This is a genomic window from Tistrella mobilis KA081020-065 (assembly GCF_000264455.2).
GTDB lineage: Bacteria > Pseudomonadota > Alphaproteobacteria > Tistrellales > Tistrellaceae > Tistrella > Tistrella mobilis.
The window spans coordinates 1,586,231-1,600,835 of sequence record NC_017956.1; the positions used below are offsets into that span (position 1 = coordinate 1,586,231).

Annotated in this window: 11 protein-coding genes and 1 tRNA gene; 5 read left to right on the forward strand and 7 right to left on the reverse strand. The window is 68.5% G+C overall.

Going from position 1 to position 14,605, the window contains the following annotated elements; all coding sequences use genetic code 11:
* The first annotated feature begins 112 nt into the window (after positions 1 to 112).
* On the forward strand, positions 113 to 1,033 hold the full coding sequence (locus TMO_RS07180) for a DMT family transporter (protein ID WP_014744945.1): 921 nt from the start codon (positions 113 to 115) through the stop codon (positions 1,031 to 1,033).
* 31 nt (positions 1,034 to 1,064) lie between these two features.
* On the opposite strand, the gene TMO_RS07185 is transcribed toward TMO_RS07180, so the two are convergent.
* The 3 genes from TMO_RS07185 to TMO_RS07195 form a co-directional block, all read right to left on the reverse strand.
* Positions 1,065 to 1,571: an acetone carboxylase subunit gamma gene (locus TMO_RS07185; RefSeq protein WP_014744946.1), complete on the reverse strand. Its 507-nt coding sequence runs from the start codon at positions 1,569 to 1,571 to the stop codon at positions 1,065 to 1,067.
* Between the two features lie 100 nt (positions 1,572 to 1,671).
* Positions 1,672 to 3,990 (reverse strand): hydantoinase B/oxoprolinase family protein, encoded by a 2,319-nt coding sequence (locus TMO_RS07190; protein WP_014744947.1) that lies wholly within the window; start codon positions 3,988 to 3,990, stop codon positions 1,672 to 1,674.
* Between the two features lie 50 nt (positions 3,991 to 4,040).
* Positions 4,041 to 6,218 carry a hydantoinase/oxoprolinase family protein gene (locus TMO_RS07195; protein ID WP_014744948.1) on the reverse strand — a complete coding sequence of 726 codons (2,178 nt, stop codon included), beginning with the start codon at positions 6,216 to 6,218 and terminating at the stop codon, positions 4,041 to 4,043.
* A gap of 316 nt (positions 6,219 to 6,534) precedes the next feature.
* On the opposite strand from TMO_RS07195, the gene TMO_RS07200 reads away from it, so the two are divergent.
* Positions 6,535 to 8,469, forward strand: coding sequence for a sigma-54-dependent Fis family transcriptional regulator (locus tag TMO_RS07200; RefSeq protein WP_051045324.1), 1,935 nt, complete (start codon positions 6,535 to 6,537; stop codon positions 8,467 to 8,469).
* Positions 8,470 to 8,475: 6 nt separating this feature from the next.
* Here TMO_RS07200 and TMO_RS07205 read toward each other — a convergent pair whose 3' ends face one another.
* Positions 8,476 to 8,952 (reverse strand): isochorismatase family protein, encoded by a 477-nt coding sequence (locus TMO_RS07205; protein ID WP_014744950.1) that lies wholly within the window; start codon positions 8,950 to 8,952, stop codon positions 8,476 to 8,478.
* 101 nt (positions 8,953 to 9,053) lie between these two features.
* On the opposite strand from TMO_RS07205, the gene TMO_RS07210 reads away from it, so the two are divergent.
* Positions 9,054 to 10,007: a cation diffusion facilitator family transporter gene (locus tag TMO_RS07210; protein ID WP_145978087.1), complete on the forward strand. Its 954-nt coding sequence runs from the start codon at positions 9,054 to 9,056 to the stop codon at positions 10,005 to 10,007.
* A gap of 147 nt (positions 10,008 to 10,154) precedes the next feature.
* Positions 10,155 to 11,969 carry a long-chain-fatty-acid--CoA ligase gene (locus TMO_RS07215; protein WP_014744952.1) on the forward strand — a complete coding sequence of 605 codons (1,815 nt, stop codon included), beginning with the start codon at positions 10,155 to 10,157 and terminating at the stop codon, positions 11,967 to 11,969.
* A gap of 34 nt (positions 11,970 to 12,003) precedes the next feature.
* Here the strand turns inward: TMO_RS07215 and TMO_RS07220 are convergent, their stop codons facing one another.
* From TMO_RS07220 to TMO_RS31625, 3 genes are all read right to left on the reverse strand, one after another.
* A complete protein-coding gene (locus tag TMO_RS07220; RefSeq protein ID WP_014744953.1) occupies positions 12,004 to 12,798 on the reverse strand; it encodes a thioesterase II family protein in 795 nt (264 codons plus the stop codon).
* 101 nt (positions 12,799 to 12,899) lie between these two features.
* Positions 12,900 to 12,973 (reverse strand) — tRNA-Gln (locus TMO_RS07225).
* Positions 12,974 to 13,064: 91 nt separating this feature from the next.
* Positions 13,065 to 13,550, reverse strand: a complete 486-nt coding sequence (locus TMO_RS31625) for a hypothetical protein (protein WP_187297843.1) — start codon at positions 13,548 to 13,550, stop codon at positions 13,065 to 13,067.
* Positions 13,551 to 13,594: 44 nt separating this feature from the next.
* On the opposite strand from TMO_RS31625, the gene TMO_RS07230 reads away from it, so the two are divergent.
* Positions 13,595 to 14,599 (forward strand): Ppx/GppA phosphatase family protein, encoded by a 1,005-nt coding sequence (locus TMO_RS07230; RefSeq protein ID WP_014744954.1) that lies wholly within the window; start codon positions 13,595 to 13,597, stop codon positions 14,597 to 14,599.
* The last annotated feature ends 6 nt before the right edge of the window (positions 14,600 to 14,605 follow it).

The following is a 14,605-nucleotide window of genomic DNA, read 5'->3' on the forward strand; positions in this document are numbered from 1 at the left end:
GGGTCGGCCGGGTTGCCCCTGGGTGGAATTCCGCGTATGACCAGAAGACACAATGGTTTACCGGCAACGCACCGGTGGCCCGAGGAACCGCCCGAGGAGATCCCCCGTACCGATGGCGAGCGTGAGCGAGGCCGGCTGCCGGCCGGTGCAGCCCAACCGGCTGGATGCCGGCGCGGCGCTGATGATGGTGGTGCTGTGCGCCTGTTGGGGCCTGCAGCAGGTGGCCGTGAAGATGGCGGTCGCCGATGGTGCCGCCCCCATGGCCCAGGCGGCGCTGCGCTCGATCGGTGCCACCATCATCGTGGGCGTGGTGGTGCTGGCACTCGGCCGCCGCCGGGGCGTGATCCCCATGGGCACGATCTGGCCGGGGATCGGGGCAGGGCTGCTTTTCGCGCTGGAATTTGCGCTGCTCTATACCGGGCTGTCGCTGACCACCGCGTCGCGGGCGGTGGTGTTTCTGTACACCGCCCCCTTCGTGGTCGCGATCGGCGGCCATCTGCTGATCCCGGGCGAACGTCTGGGCCGCTGGCAGGTGATGGGGCTGCTGGCGGCCTTCGGCGGCATCGTCGCGGCCTTCGCCGACGGGCTGGTCGAAGGCGGCGGATCGATCGCGGGCGACCTGCTGATGGTCGCGGCCGCCATCGCCTGGGGGCTGACCACCCTGCTGATCAAGGGCAGCGTGCTCTCGCGCACGGCGCCACTGGTGACGCTGCTTTATCAGCTGGGCGTCTCGGCCGTGGCGCTGGTGGTGCTGGCGCTGGTCATGGGCGCCGATCTCGCCATTCCGCTGACCGATACGGTGATCGGTGCCATGGCATTTCAGATCGTCGGCGTGGCCAGCCTGTCCTATCTGGGCTGGTTCGTGCTGATCTCGCGCTATCCGGCCTCCAGGCTCTCGGCCTTCAGCTTTCTGACCCCGCTCTTCGGTGTCGGGGCGGCGGCGGCCGTGCTGGGTGACGCACTGACGCCCGCCTTCGCGATCGCACTGGTGCTGGTCGCGGGCGGGATCTGGATGGTGAACCGGCCGTCCTGAACGGACGGCCGGCTTTCCGGATGTCGAAACGTCAGGCGCTGGCGCGTTCGGGGACGGCAAGCCCCAGCCAGTCGCGGTAGAAGGTCGGGATATCCGGCTCGAAATCATGCAGCACCGGATACCAGGGCGTCGGTGCCTCGACGTCCAGCAGCACGCCGCAGTCCGGGCAGCAGTATTCGCGATAGACCTGCCAGGCCGGATCGGGCGCCATCAGCTTCGGGTAGACCTCGTTCAGCGCCGCTTCGGTGTCACGGACGCAGACCAGCGCTTCCAGCTTCCAGTTCCGGTCATGATCGCAGAAGACATGGCCGCAGCTGCACTTGATCTTCCAGTGCTTCGCTGCATCCTGAACGATGAACAGGTGCGGCCCCAGCGGCAGCAGGATCCGGTCCGGCCAGGCGGCGCGCGACTGCAGCACCTCGATATATTTCACGAACCGGTCGGCATCCTTGGGCATGGAGAGCATGCGATGGACGACATCCGGATCCAGGCGGCCGTCGACCAGATCGGCAACCTGTTTCGGGGTATAGCTCGACATCTGCGGACTTCCTTACAAGAGATTGTGATTTCGGGAAAATGAGGGGGCATCGCCGGGGCGGGCGCCGGGGGAGGAAGACCGGCCCGGCGATGCCCGCGCCTCACTCCTCCACCAGACGGATCGTGGTCACGTCGGGCAGGGCCGAGAGGTCCATGCGGTGCTTCGAACCGAAGGAGGGGATGCCCAGTTCGCTCTCCTCGATCGTCCAGTCGGCCGGCAGATCCCAAAAGCTGCGGAACTGGTCGAGGAACTTGCCCGAAAGCCCGAAGCTGGTGGCGTACATGTGCCGGACCGGCAGCGACGCCTCCTTGGCCAGGATCCGCTCCCGCTCCTCCGCCATCCACGCGCGGGTCGGGCGGCTGCGGGCGATGCGCTCGCGGCGGATCTCGGCGCGGCGCCGGGCGGTCGCCTCGCGGTCGACCTGCCAGCGGCCGCCGGCGACCTTCGTCGCCACGGCGCCATGGACCGAGGCGGCATAGCGGGGCAGCAGGGCGCGCTCGTTCAGATCCTGCTCGATCGCCGCCGGGTCGCGGTCCAGCGGATCGCCGAAGCCCGGCCCGCCGCGGATGTAGTTCAGGTAGAGATCGTGGTTCTCGAATACCGCCTCGGTGGTCATCGCCTGATGGTCGCGTTTGACCCGGGCGCTGCGATCGATGCGGGTTTCGTATTCCGGATGATCGGGATCGAGATCTGCGCCGAAGGGCAGGGGCTCGCCCGCGGCGATCCGGCGGGCGATGCCGGTGTCATGGGCCTCGAAACGGTAGCCGGTGGCGGAGGGATAGCCGCCCATCAGCCCCCAGTCGCTGACCATGTAGCCATTGCCCATGAAATACATGGTCCAGTCTTCGGCCTTCCAGACCATGCGCAGGGTCTCGAAGCCGCAGCCGCCGCGGTATTTGCCATAGCCGCCCGAATTGGCCTTCACGTTGCGGCCCAGATAGATCAGGGGCTCGGCCAGCTCCCAGATCTCCATGTCGCCCATATCGCCTTCGGGGTTCCAGATCGCGGCGGCATGGTTCAGCCCGTCGCGGATCGCCGAGGCGCCGGTGCCGGTGGCCGCGGTCTCGAAACTGTTGACCGCATGCACCTCGCCGTCCTGGTTGATGCCGCCGCCCTGCAGCCAGTTGGAGGTGTTGCCGTTGCCGGCATTGACCTCTTCCAGATAGCCGCGGCCGTAATAGGCGGTCGACACGCCGCGCCAGAGGGCGCTCCAGCTCGACACCAGGAAATGCCAGGCATAGGCATGGCCGGTGCGCCGGTCGTCGGGGTTCATCCAGGTGCCCTTGGGCAGCCGGAATTTCGTGCCGTAATAGGCGCCGTCATTGATCCGCTCGGTCGGCACCAGGGTCTGGGTCATCATCACCCATATGCCGCTGGTGAAGGCGACCTGATTGGCATTGTAGGTGTGCCAGCCCCAGCGGCTCGCGCCCTCGAAATCGAGCCGCCACGAGGCATCGGCATTGATGGTCATCTCGACCGGCGCATGCATGATGCTGTCGATCTTGGCGAAGGCCGAGGGGCAGCCGATGTCTTCATGCGCATAGGGCACGTCGACGAAGGCGACCTTGCGATAGGTACCGGGGATGGTCATCGCCTTCACCCGGCTCTGCAGGCCGCGGCGGCCTTCCTCGATCACCTCGTAGGCGAAGCTCTCCCAGTGGTCGACGCCGTGTTCTTCCAGCACCTCTTCCACCAGATCGCGGATCATGTGGCAGCCGGCGATGCGGGTGCGCTCGTCCAGGATCCAGTATTTGGTGGTGCGCACCGAGCGCTGGCTTTCATGCAGCCAGTCGCGCAGGGGCACATCGTTGATGCCGGTCTTGCGGCAGGTGATCTGATAGCCGTCGCCGAAGCGCTGGATCTGGCCGGTGGACATGGAGCCGGGGCCGACCGATCCGGTGTCGATCACATGGGTGACGCCGCCGACCCAGCCGACCAGCTTGTCCTGCCAGAAGATCGGCACGATGGTCGCGATGTCGCAGGGGTGGACATTGCCGATCGAGCAGTCGTTGTTGGTGAACATGTCACCGGGGGAAATGCCGGGATTGGTCTCCCAGCCATTCTCGATCATGTATTTGATCGCAGCCCCCATGGTGCCGACATGGATGATGATGCCGGTGGAGGTCAGCACGCAGTCGCCGGCGGCGTTATAAAGGGTGAAGCACAGCTCGCCCTCCTGTTCGACGATCGGCGAGGCCGCGATCTTCTTGGCGGTCTCGCGGGCATGAACCAGGCCGCCGCGGAGCTTCGAGAACATCTTCTCATAGCCGATCGGGTCGGACTGCTTGAGCGCCAGGGTCTCGAGCCCGGCATAGTGGCCGGTCTTTGCCGTGAGATCGAGCACCCGGGCCCGGTTCTCCTTCAGGGTCAGGCCGCCGCGGACCAGGCCCTCGCGTCGTTCGGACGACATCACGTTCATCTGATGCAGGTCCTTCGTCTGATGAGGTTTTTCAGGGAAGCGGGTGTCGGTCAGCCGCGGCCGGTCTCGATCAGGTGGAACAGCCGGTGGCCGTCGAGCCGGGTGGCGAAACCGCGGGGCAGCACGAAGGTCGTGGCCGGGCTTTCGATGATGGCGGGCCCCTCGATCCGGTTGCCGGCCTTCAGGTCTTCCATCCGCCAGATGGTCGCGTCTTCCCAGCGGCCGCTGCGATAGAAGCGGCGGGTGCCGAGGCGTGCGCTTTCGGGCGGCACCGGCCCGGCCTCGGGCTCTTCCGGCAGGACCGGCTTGGTGGTGGTGACCACGCCGCGCATGATCGCACCGGTGACGCTGAAGCCGAGTTCGGGCGAACGGGCGGCATCGGCATAGACCCGGGCATAGGTCTCATCGAATGCATCGACCAGCGCATCCCAATCCGCGGGCGTGGCGGCGCTGGTGATCGGCGAGATGATCTCCAGATCGTTGAGCTGCCCCAGATACTGCATGCGATAGCCCGGCCGGAGCATCACGTCTTCCGGCTTGAAGCCGTTGATCGCGAACTCTTCGATCACCCGGTCGGCCAGCTCCGCCCAGGCCTGTTGAAGCGTGGCGCAGGCGCGGGTCTTGGCCTCGTCGTCGGCGACGGCCGGGATCGCCACGTCGACGCTCTTGTCATAGCGGTATTCGAAATCGGCAGTGGCACAGCCGAAAGCCGAGAAACCCGCCGCCCAGGCCGGAACGACCACATCCCGGAAGCCCAGCCCTTCGGTATAGCCATAGGTGTGCACCGGACCGGCGCCGCCATAGGAGAAGCACACGAAATCGCCCGGGCTGTAGCCCTTGGCGCTGATCGTCGCCCGGAGATAGTCGCGGAGCGACAGATCGAGCAGTTCGATCACCCCGGCGGCTGCGGCTTCGACCGTCAGCCCCAGCGGTTCGGCAAGCTGGTGGCGGATCGCCTCATGCGCGCGGGCGACATCCAGCTTGACCGCCCCGCCCAGGAAGTTGTCGGGGTTGAGATAGCCCAGCACCACATGACAGTCCGAGACGGTGACCGTGTCGATGCCGCTCTCGGCCCAGCACACGCCCACCCGATAGCCGGCACTGTCGGGGCCGAGCTTGATCGCGCCGGTATGGGGGTCGAGCCGCACGAAACTGCCGGCGCCGGCGCCCACCGAGTCCATCGCCACCAGCGGCAGCGACAGCACCAGACGGGCCATGTCGGGGTCGGAAGCGATGGCGAAATTGCCCTTGGTGATCAGGGCCATATCGAAGCTGGTGCCACCGATGTCGGAACAGGCGATGTTGTCATAGCCCAGCATCTGGCCCAGGAAGCGCGCGCCGATCACCCCGCCGATCGGCCCCGAGACCAGGGTCCGGGCCAGTTCCTTGGCCTTCCAGCTGATCGTGCCGCCATGGCTGGCCATGACCCGCAGATCGAACCGGCCGCCGACCTCGCGCATCCGGTCGCTGATCTTCGTCAGTGTGCGGCGCGAGGGCTCCGCCGCATAGGCCTCCAGAATGGTGGTGTTGGTGCGGTGGCTTTCCTTGCGCACCGGGTAGTAGTCGACCGAGGCGAAGACCGGCACATCCGCGCCCAGCTCGCGGGTGACCTCGATCGCGATGTCGCGGACGCGCCGCTCGTGGGTGCCGTTCTTGTAGGAATGCAGCAGGCTGATCACCAGCGCCTTCGCCCCCGCCGAGACCAGCTCGCGGACGGCGGTGCGGACCTCGTCTTCCCGCAGCGGGATGACCACCTGGCCCTGGCTGTCGATCCGCTCGGTCACACCGCGGGTCCGCTCGGGCGGCACCAGGGGCTGGTCGTAGCGGTGGGTGTTCAGGTGAATGCGGTCTTCGAAACCATAGCCCAGATAGCTCTGGATCGCCCGGCCCATGCGGTGATGGTCTTCAAGCCCGCGATTGACGATCAGCCCGACCTCCAGCCCCTTGCGCTGAACCACGCGGTTCAGCATCGCGGTGCCGGAATAGACGCAGGTGACGAGTTCGTCATAGACCTCTTCCACCCCGCGCGACCATTGCTCCAGCGCGTCGGCGGAGCTTTCCATCACCGCGCGGGCCTCGTCCTCGGGATTGCTCTGCGCCTTGCCGACCACGAAATGGCCGTCGGCGCGCACGAAGAAGGTGTCGGTCATCGTGCCGCCGGCATCGATGCCCATCACCTGCACCGGAACCGGGGTCCGGGCGTCCTCCGTCGTCTGTGCGCGTGTCATGTGTCCTCCCAGGATCTGTCGTTGGCGGGGGCGATCGGCGTCGCCCTCGGAAGACATGAATGGCAAGCGGCGTGCCAGACGGGCGAAATCTTCGCAAAGCCTTATGGCATATCGGATTGCGGATTCTGTTGCGGTGCCGTTTCGCGGCCGCACCGGTCGCGTGCGGCCGTCCGGATGTCGGTCGGGCGTCCGGAAACCGGACGCCTCTCGCGCGGATGGGGGCGTCCTGCGGTATCGAGGCGGGTGGACAGGTCGTGGGAGAGTGGTGCAAGCTGCTGTCCCAACGATAAAAATCCGTGTTGGGGAGGACGCCGTCATGCAAGGGGAAACCCAACCCCCGGGCGATCCGCCGTCCGTGCCGTCGGTTTTCGACGCCTGGGAGACGCTGGTCACCGGTGATGCCCGCGCCGTCGCCGGCGTGCGGGATCTGGTCGAAAACAGCTGGCGCCGCTGCCTGAAGACCGGCGTCGACCCCGCCGGACGCGAGGCGCCGCTGGTCTGTTCCGAAGACCGGCTGGGCCTGCGCCGGGAGCGTGCCGAGGATCTGCGCGGCGCCGCCGCCCCGGTGATGGGCGATGCCCGCGCCTTCCTGGCCGAGACCGGCACCATGATGGTGCTGGCCGATCCCGACGGGGTGGTGCTGGATGTCGAAGGCGATGGCCGCACCCGCGACCGGGGCGAGGTGATCCGCCTGATGCCGGGCGCCGACTGGACCGAGACCGCAAGCGGCACCAATGCGATCGGCACGGCGCTGGCCCTGGGGGCGCCCGTGCAGATCCATGCGGTGGAGCATTTCTGCGCCGGCATCAAGCAATGGACCTGTTCGGCGGCGGTGATCCGCGATCCGGTGGACCGCACGGCGCTTGGCGTACTGGACATCTCAGGGCTTTCGGGCGCCCATAACGCCCATTGCCTGGCGCTGGCGGTAACGGCGGCGGGGCGGATCGAGGGGCGGATCGCCAAGCGCGATCTGAACCTGCGCGCCCGGCTGATCGAGGCGGTGTTGAGCGAGGAGCGCTGGCCGATGGACCGGCTGGTGGTTTTCGATCATCGCGGCCGGCCGGTGCGGATCGGCGATCGCGCCCGGCGGCTGCTGAAGGAGATGGCGCTGGATCCGGCACGGACCGGCACCGGCGGCGCGGCGCTGCCCGACTGGCTGAAGATTGAAGCCGCCGAGCCGGTTTTCGATGCTGCGCGCCGGATCGGGGCGGTCTGCGTGGTGCCGCAGGGCCGACCGCATTTGCCCGGCGGGGCGCGGGCGCGCGATCTGACCCCGCCCCCGATCTGCGAGCGGCCGGCCGACCCCTTCGACGAGGTGATCGGCGACAGCCCGCCGATGATCAAGGCCAAGGCCACCGCCCGGCGCTTGGCCGGGGTGGAGGTGCCGGTTCTGCTGACCGGCCCTACGGGCACCGGCAAGGAGGTCTTCGCCCGGGCGATCCATCGGGCGAGTGCGATGGGGCAGGGCGCGTTCGTCGCGGTCAATTGCGGCGCGCTGGCCCGCGATCTGCTGGCGACGGAGCTGTTCGGCTATGCCGAGGGCGCCTTCACCGGCGCGCGCAAGGGCGGCATGGCCGGCAAGTTCGAGGCGGCCCATGACGGCACGCTGTTCCTGGACGAGATCGGCGAGATGCCGGCCGAGCTGCAGGCCCATCTGCTGCGCGTGCTGGAGCAGGGGGCGGTGGTGCGGGTGGGGGAGGCGCATGAGCGGCCAGTCCGCGTGCGGCTGATCGCCGCCACCCATCGCGACCTGCCGGCCGAGGTCGCGGCCGGACGCTTCCGCGCCGATCTCTATTTCCGGATCGCGGTGACGGCCATCACCCTGCCGCCGCTGGCCGAACGCGGCCCCGACATCGCCCGGCTGGCCTGTCATTTCGCCGCGTCGGCCGCCCGGCGCCACGGGCTGGTCCGCCATCCGCCCGCGGACGAGGCGCTGGCCAGGCTCGCCACCCATGACTGGCCCGGCAATGTCCGCGAGTTGCGCAATGTGATCGAACAGGCGACCATCCTGACCCTCGCCGACCGGATCGAGGCCGCCGATCTGCCGGCCACGATCGGGGCCGGCCATGTCCTGCGGCCGCAGCCGGCAGAGACGGCGGTCAGCCTGGACGAGGCCGAGGTTCAGGCGATCCTGGCCGCGGCGACCGAAACCGGCTGGAACCTTGCCGCGACCGCCCGCCGGCTGGGCATCGCCAAGAGCACGCTTTACGAGAAGTTGCGCCGCCACGGCATCCGGCGGCCGGGCGGCTGACGAGGCTCAGGGCAGGTCGGCCGGATCGTCGATGACCTTGCGGAAATGATGCACCCAGAGCTTGCGGGCGATGGCGGCATCCGGATCGGCCGACGAACCGCGGACCGCGAAGCTGAGCAGGGTGGGGTGCAGCCCGGCATCGAACAGCCGGAAGCCCGCGGCCATCACGCAGGTATCCGCCTGGATGCCGGCCACCAGCACCTGTGCGGGTTTCAGCGCCGCCAGATGCCGGATGGCGGCATCGGGCGGCAGATAGCCATGTTTCACGAACACCCGGTCGACCGGAACCAGGCAGCGGTCGCTGGTCCGCGGTGTCCAGCCGACCTGCGCCGCGAACGGCACCTGTGTCTCGTCGTGGAGTTCGATGGTGGCGACCGACGGGTAGCGGCGGGCAAGGGCGGCGATCCGGTCGACCAGCGCGGCCGAGGGTGCAAAGGTTTCCTGGACGTCGACGACGAGCAGGGCGGCGGACGGGTTGGACATGTTGACGGCCGTTGATCTTTCTGCACTCTGGGCGGGTGTTCGACCGTGCGATGATCGGCTAATGAGCGCGGAGCTGTAAACCCGGGGGACGTGCCATTTCCGTGACGACGACATCATCGGCCGATCAGGCCCCGGACGCACCCCCGGCATCCGCTACCCCTGTGACGGTCGATCGCCTGGCACTGCGGGAGCGGGTGGCCCGGGCCGCGATCATCTCGGCCCTGCCGATGCTGGCGCTGACCGCGGTGGCGGCCTTCGGCTCGTCCTCGGTGGCGCTTCTGGCCGATTTCCTGCTGTCGATGCTCGATACCGCCTCGCTGGCGGTGGCCTGGACGGTGGCCCGGCTTGCGCGGCAGGGGCGGCCGATCCGCCTGGAACACGGGCTGGAGCGGCTGGAAAGCCTGGCGGCGGCCGGGACCGGCATCTTCCTGGTGCTGTCGATGATGCTGGTGATCACGCTGGCGGTGATCGATCTGGTCGAAGGGGCATCGGCGCCGACCGGCCCGGCGGTGGCGTTGGGGCTTGCGGTCAACGGCGTCTATCTGGTGGTCAACGCCACCATCCTCGCCCGGTTGCGCCGGGCAGTGACATCCGACCCGTCGCCCTTGCTGAAGGCGCAGGCCCGCCTGTTCGTCGACAAGGTCACGTCGAACCTGCTGATGGTGGTGGCACTGGGCCTGGGTTGGGCGATGGCCGGCCATCCGGCCGGGGGCTGGATCGATCCCGTCGCCAGCCTGCTGATCGTGGCCTCCATGGCCTGGTGGGGGTTCCAGATCATGCGCAATGCGCTGGGCGAGCTGATCGACGCCGCCTGCGGCGAAGAGGTCCACATGCCGGTGGTGACGGCGCTGGGCCGGCATTTCGACCTGTATGACGATCTGGGCCGCATCCGGACCCGGCGGGCCGGCGGTCAGGCGGTGGTGGAGATCGAGCTTGGGTTCGCCGCGGATCTCTCGATCGGCGAGATCGCCGCCCGCAGCCGCCGGATCGGCGCAGAGATCGAGGCGATGGTTCCGGCGAGCCGTGTGACCATTCATCCCTTCGCCGTCGACTGATCGGGGGCTGTTGCACTTTGACGCGGTGCGGTAATCTTTTTCGCATTTGCGGTAGATATACCCTCGCATATTCCGCGGAAAATCACCGGCATAAAAGATCATTGCGCGTGCCCGGGGTGGCGGTAACACTGTTTTCAGAAGAACGAGGTGACGGCCATACGCGATGCCGTCCCCGCCCGCGAGGAAACCCCAGCCGAAGAGGGCCGCATGACGCAGTCGTCCCGTCATCCCGAGACCACCGGCGCCAATGTCCCGGTCACCGACGAGCCTCTGCCCTACTGGGCATCGAGCTATCCGCCGGGCATCGACTGGCGCCTGCCCTGGCAGCCGCGGGCGGTGACGACGGTGCTGGCCTCGGCCGTGGCCGAATTCGGCCCGAAGCCGATGGTCTCCTTCGGTGAGACCAGCTTCACCTATGCCGAGATCGACCGGCTGTCAGACCGCGCTGCGGCGGGGCTCGCGCGGCTGGGGGTGGGGCCGGGGCGGCAGCTGGGGCTTTATCTGCCCAACACGCCCGTCTATCCGATCATGTTCTTTGCCGCGATGAAGCTGGGCGCGATCGTGGTGAATATGAGCCCGCTCGACGCGCTGCGCGAGCTGCGCCACAAGGTGGAGGACGGCCAGGTGGCCGTGCTGGTGACCCTGGCCCTGCCGCCCTTTGCCGAGACCGCGCTGAAGCTGGCCGACGAGACCGGGCTCGGCACGCTGGTGATGGCCCGGCGGCCCGACGGTCTGCCCGGCGATGGGCCGGTCCCGCTGCCCGACGACCCGCGGGTGCATGACTATCAGGACGTCATCGCCTGTACCGACCCGGTGACGCCGGCCGCGATTGCCGATCCGGCCGAAGAGGTGGCGGTGCTGCAATATACCGGCGGAACCACCGGCGTGCCCAAGGCCGCGATGCTGACCCACGCCAATCTGATGGTGGCGACGGAGATGCAGCATGCCTGGACGATGACCGGAGAGGATGCGCTGCTGAAGCGCGGCGAAGAGACCATGCTGCTGGTCCTGCCGCTGTTCCATATCTACGCGCTGTCCCCCTGCTTCCTGCGGGCGGTCGATGCGGGCTGGCATGTGATCCTGCATCCGCGTTTCGACGCGGCTACGGTGCTGCGCGATCTGTCTGCCCGCAAGGTGACCATCTTCCCCGGCGTGCCCACCATGTATACCGCCATGCTGGCGCTGCCCGAGTTCCGCCAGACCGATCTCTCGGCGCTGAAGACCTGTGCGTCGGGTGGGGCGCCGCTGCCGGTCGAGGTGCGCGATGCCTTCGAACGGGCGACCGGCATTCCCGTGCTGGAAGGCTGGGGGATGACCGAGACGTCACCCGCCGGGACCGCCAGCCAGGCGCGGGACGGTTATCGTACGCCGCGCGGCTCCTGCGGCCTGCCGCTGCCCGGGCTGATTCTGGAAATCGTGGATCTGAACGATCCGGACCGGCTGCTGCCACCCGGCCAGACCGGCGAGCTGTGCATCCGCGGCCCGAATGTCATGAAGGGCTACTGGAAGCGCCCGGACGCCACGGCCGAGGCCTTTGCCGGCGGCCGCTTCCACACCGGCGATGTCGGCTATATGGACGAGAAGGGCTATCTGTATCTGGTGGACCGCAAGAAGGACATGATCCTGTCCGGCGGCTTCAACGTCTATCCGCGGGTGATCGAAGAGGCGATCTACGAGCATCCCTCGGTGTCGGAGGTGATCGTGATCGGCGTGCCCGATGCCTATCGCGGCCAGTCGGCCAAGGCCTTCGTCAAGCTGAAGCCGGGGGCTGAGGAGATGGATATCGAGGGCTGGCGCAGCTATCTGGCCGACAAGCTGGGCCGGCACGAGATGCCGGCGGCGGTGGAATATCGCGAGGAACTGCCGAAGACGCCCGTGGGCAAGCTGTCGAAGAAGGAATTGGTCGCCGAAGAGAAGGCGAAATGGGACGCGGCCGGCGGCGATACCCGGGCACGCGCCTGACGCTGCCGCCGCCGCTGGTCTTCAGGATCTGACTTCAGGATCTGGCCGCGGCCAGGATCCGCGCCACGGTAGGGCGTGGCCGCTCGATCGCGAAAAAGTGACCGCCGGGAAGGGTGACGGCGCTGAAACCGGCCGCCGTGACTGCCGCCCAGCCGGCCATGGCGGCAGCCGGAGCTGCCCTGTCGTCGGCGCCGGAGAGCGCAAGGATCGGGCAGGGCAGGGGCGTGCCATCCGCTGCCGCCACTGCTCCGCTGCCGATGGCGAAATCGGCGCGCATCAGCCGCAGATAATGCGCCCGGAGCGACGGGTCGTTTCGTACCGCGACCGGTGTGCCGCCATAGAGCCGGTCGAGGGCATCGAAGAAGCGATCGTCGTCGAGATCGAGAAGTGCCGTGGCACGGCTCGGCTGGTCGGGCGGAATCCGTGCGCCGACCGCCAGCAGGCGGGGCGTGTGACCGGCCATGTGCAGGCGATGTGCCACCTCGAGCGCGACCAGCGTGCCCATGCTGTGCCCGTAGAGCACCAGCGGCAGGCCGTCATCATGGGCGATGAGCGCCGCGGTCACCGCATCGGCCGCCGTGGCGATCGAACCGACCGGCGCTTCGGTCGCCCGCTGTTCGCGGCCGGGCAGCTGGATGGCGGTGACGGCCGCATCGCGGCCGGCAACCAGGGCCCAGGGTCTGAAGGCTGCGGGACCGCCACCGGCATGGGGGAAGCACACCAGGCGGATGACGGGTGGGGGGTCGCTGTCGGCGGCAACGGGCCGGACCAGCCAGCCGGCGGGATCGACGCGGACCCAGCGGGCGGGCGGCGGACGCAGAGCAATCACGGGTCAAGTCCCCATTCTTGCAAGGAGATGCCGATCATCATGCCGCAGTTCTGCCGGGAAATGCAAAAGGCCCGGTTCCGAAGAACCGGGCCTTTCAGTACTGGCTGGGGGACTAGGATTCGAACCTAGGCTGACGGAGTCAGAGTCCGTAGTCCTACCGCTAGACGATCCCCCATCAGGATTGCGGTGTCGCTTTCGCGTCCGCCGGGCAGTGTTTTGTGCCGCCCTCGTCGTGTTGGGGAACCTAATAAGACGGCTTCGTGATGTCAAGCGGGCTTCGCGCATTTTTTTGCCCGGGCCTGAAACCACGCCGTGGCCGGCGCCGGCCCCATGGCGGCGCTTTCAAAGCGGATGGAAAGGCGGTAGAACGGCAGGGACGGCCGGTTCATGACGGATCGGCGAGATATTTCTTTCAAGTCAACGACGCGGAGCCGGGATCCGGTTTCCGCGGACGGGAAGAGCAGTGACCGAGACACCTGACGACCGTGCCGCGCGACAGTCGCGGCGGCGGAGGCGGGCGCGTCGCGGCCGGCGGAAGGCAGCAGCAGCCGGCACCCCGGCGTCTGTGCCTCCGCCTCCCCCGCCGGCTGCGCCGCCGCCTGCCGTGTCCCTGCCGTCTGCCGCCCCGGCGGCGCAGCCGGCACGGCCGCGCCCGAAACCTGCCATGCCATCCTCGCAAAAGGCAGCGCGGCCCGACGGCCAGAAGGCATCGTCTCAGGCAGCGCCGTCTCGGGCAGCGCCGTCTCGGGCACTCGATCCCCGGGACGACCGCGGACATCCGGCGGCGCGACCGACGGTGCCGCCCTTTGCGGCCCTGGATCTTGGCACCAACAACTGCCGCCTGCTGATCGCGCGGCCGTCCGGCGAGGATTTCGTCGTGCTGGACAGCTTCTCGCGCATTACCCGGCTGGGCGAGGGCGTCGAGGCGGGCGGGGTGCTGCTGGAGGCAGCGATGGACCGGACGCTTCGTGCGCTCAAGGTCTGTGCCGCCAAGCTGCGCCGCTGGCCGCTGGCCGGCGTGCGGCTGGTCGCCACCGAGGCCTGCCGCCGGGCCGGCAATGCCACGGAATTCCGGGCGCGGGTGCGCGACGAGGCGGGGCTCGACCTCGAGATCATTCCCGCCGACGAGGAAGCCCGGCTGGCGGTGATCGGCTGCGCACCGCTGATCGATCGCGGTGCCCGGCGGGTGATCGTGGTCGATATCGGCGGCGGCTCTACCGAACTGACGGTGATCGCCCCCGATCCCGAGGCCCCCGGCGGGCTGCGTCGGGTGGACTGGGTGTCGCTGGCGCTGGGTGTGGTGACCATGGCCGATCGTTTCGGCGGCGGTGACGTACCGCCCGACACCTATCGGGCGATGCGCGCCGAGGTGTCGGGCCGGCTGGCCGAGCTGGTGGCGCGGGTCGAACTGGACCGTCATATCGCCGATGGCGCCGTGCAGCTGGTGGGCACCAGCGGCACGTTGACCACACTTGCCGGCGTGCATTTCGATCTGGCGAGCTATGATCGCGACCAGGTGGACGGTCGCGAGGTGGCGGTGGCGGCGATGCGGGAGACGGCCGAGCGGTTGAGGGCCATGGACCTGAGTGATCGCGGGCGGCATCCTTGCGTCGGGCGCTCGCGCGCCGATCTGGTGGTGCCCGGGGCGGCGATCCTGGAAGGCGTCTGTGATGCCTTCCCGGTGGCGTCGCTCACCGTCGCCGATCGGGGCCTGCGCGAAGGCATGCTCTACGAGATGATCGCGGCCCATCGGGCCAGCCGCCGCCGGCCGGGGCGGCGTGGCGGGCGGCATGGCCGCTGAACCGGA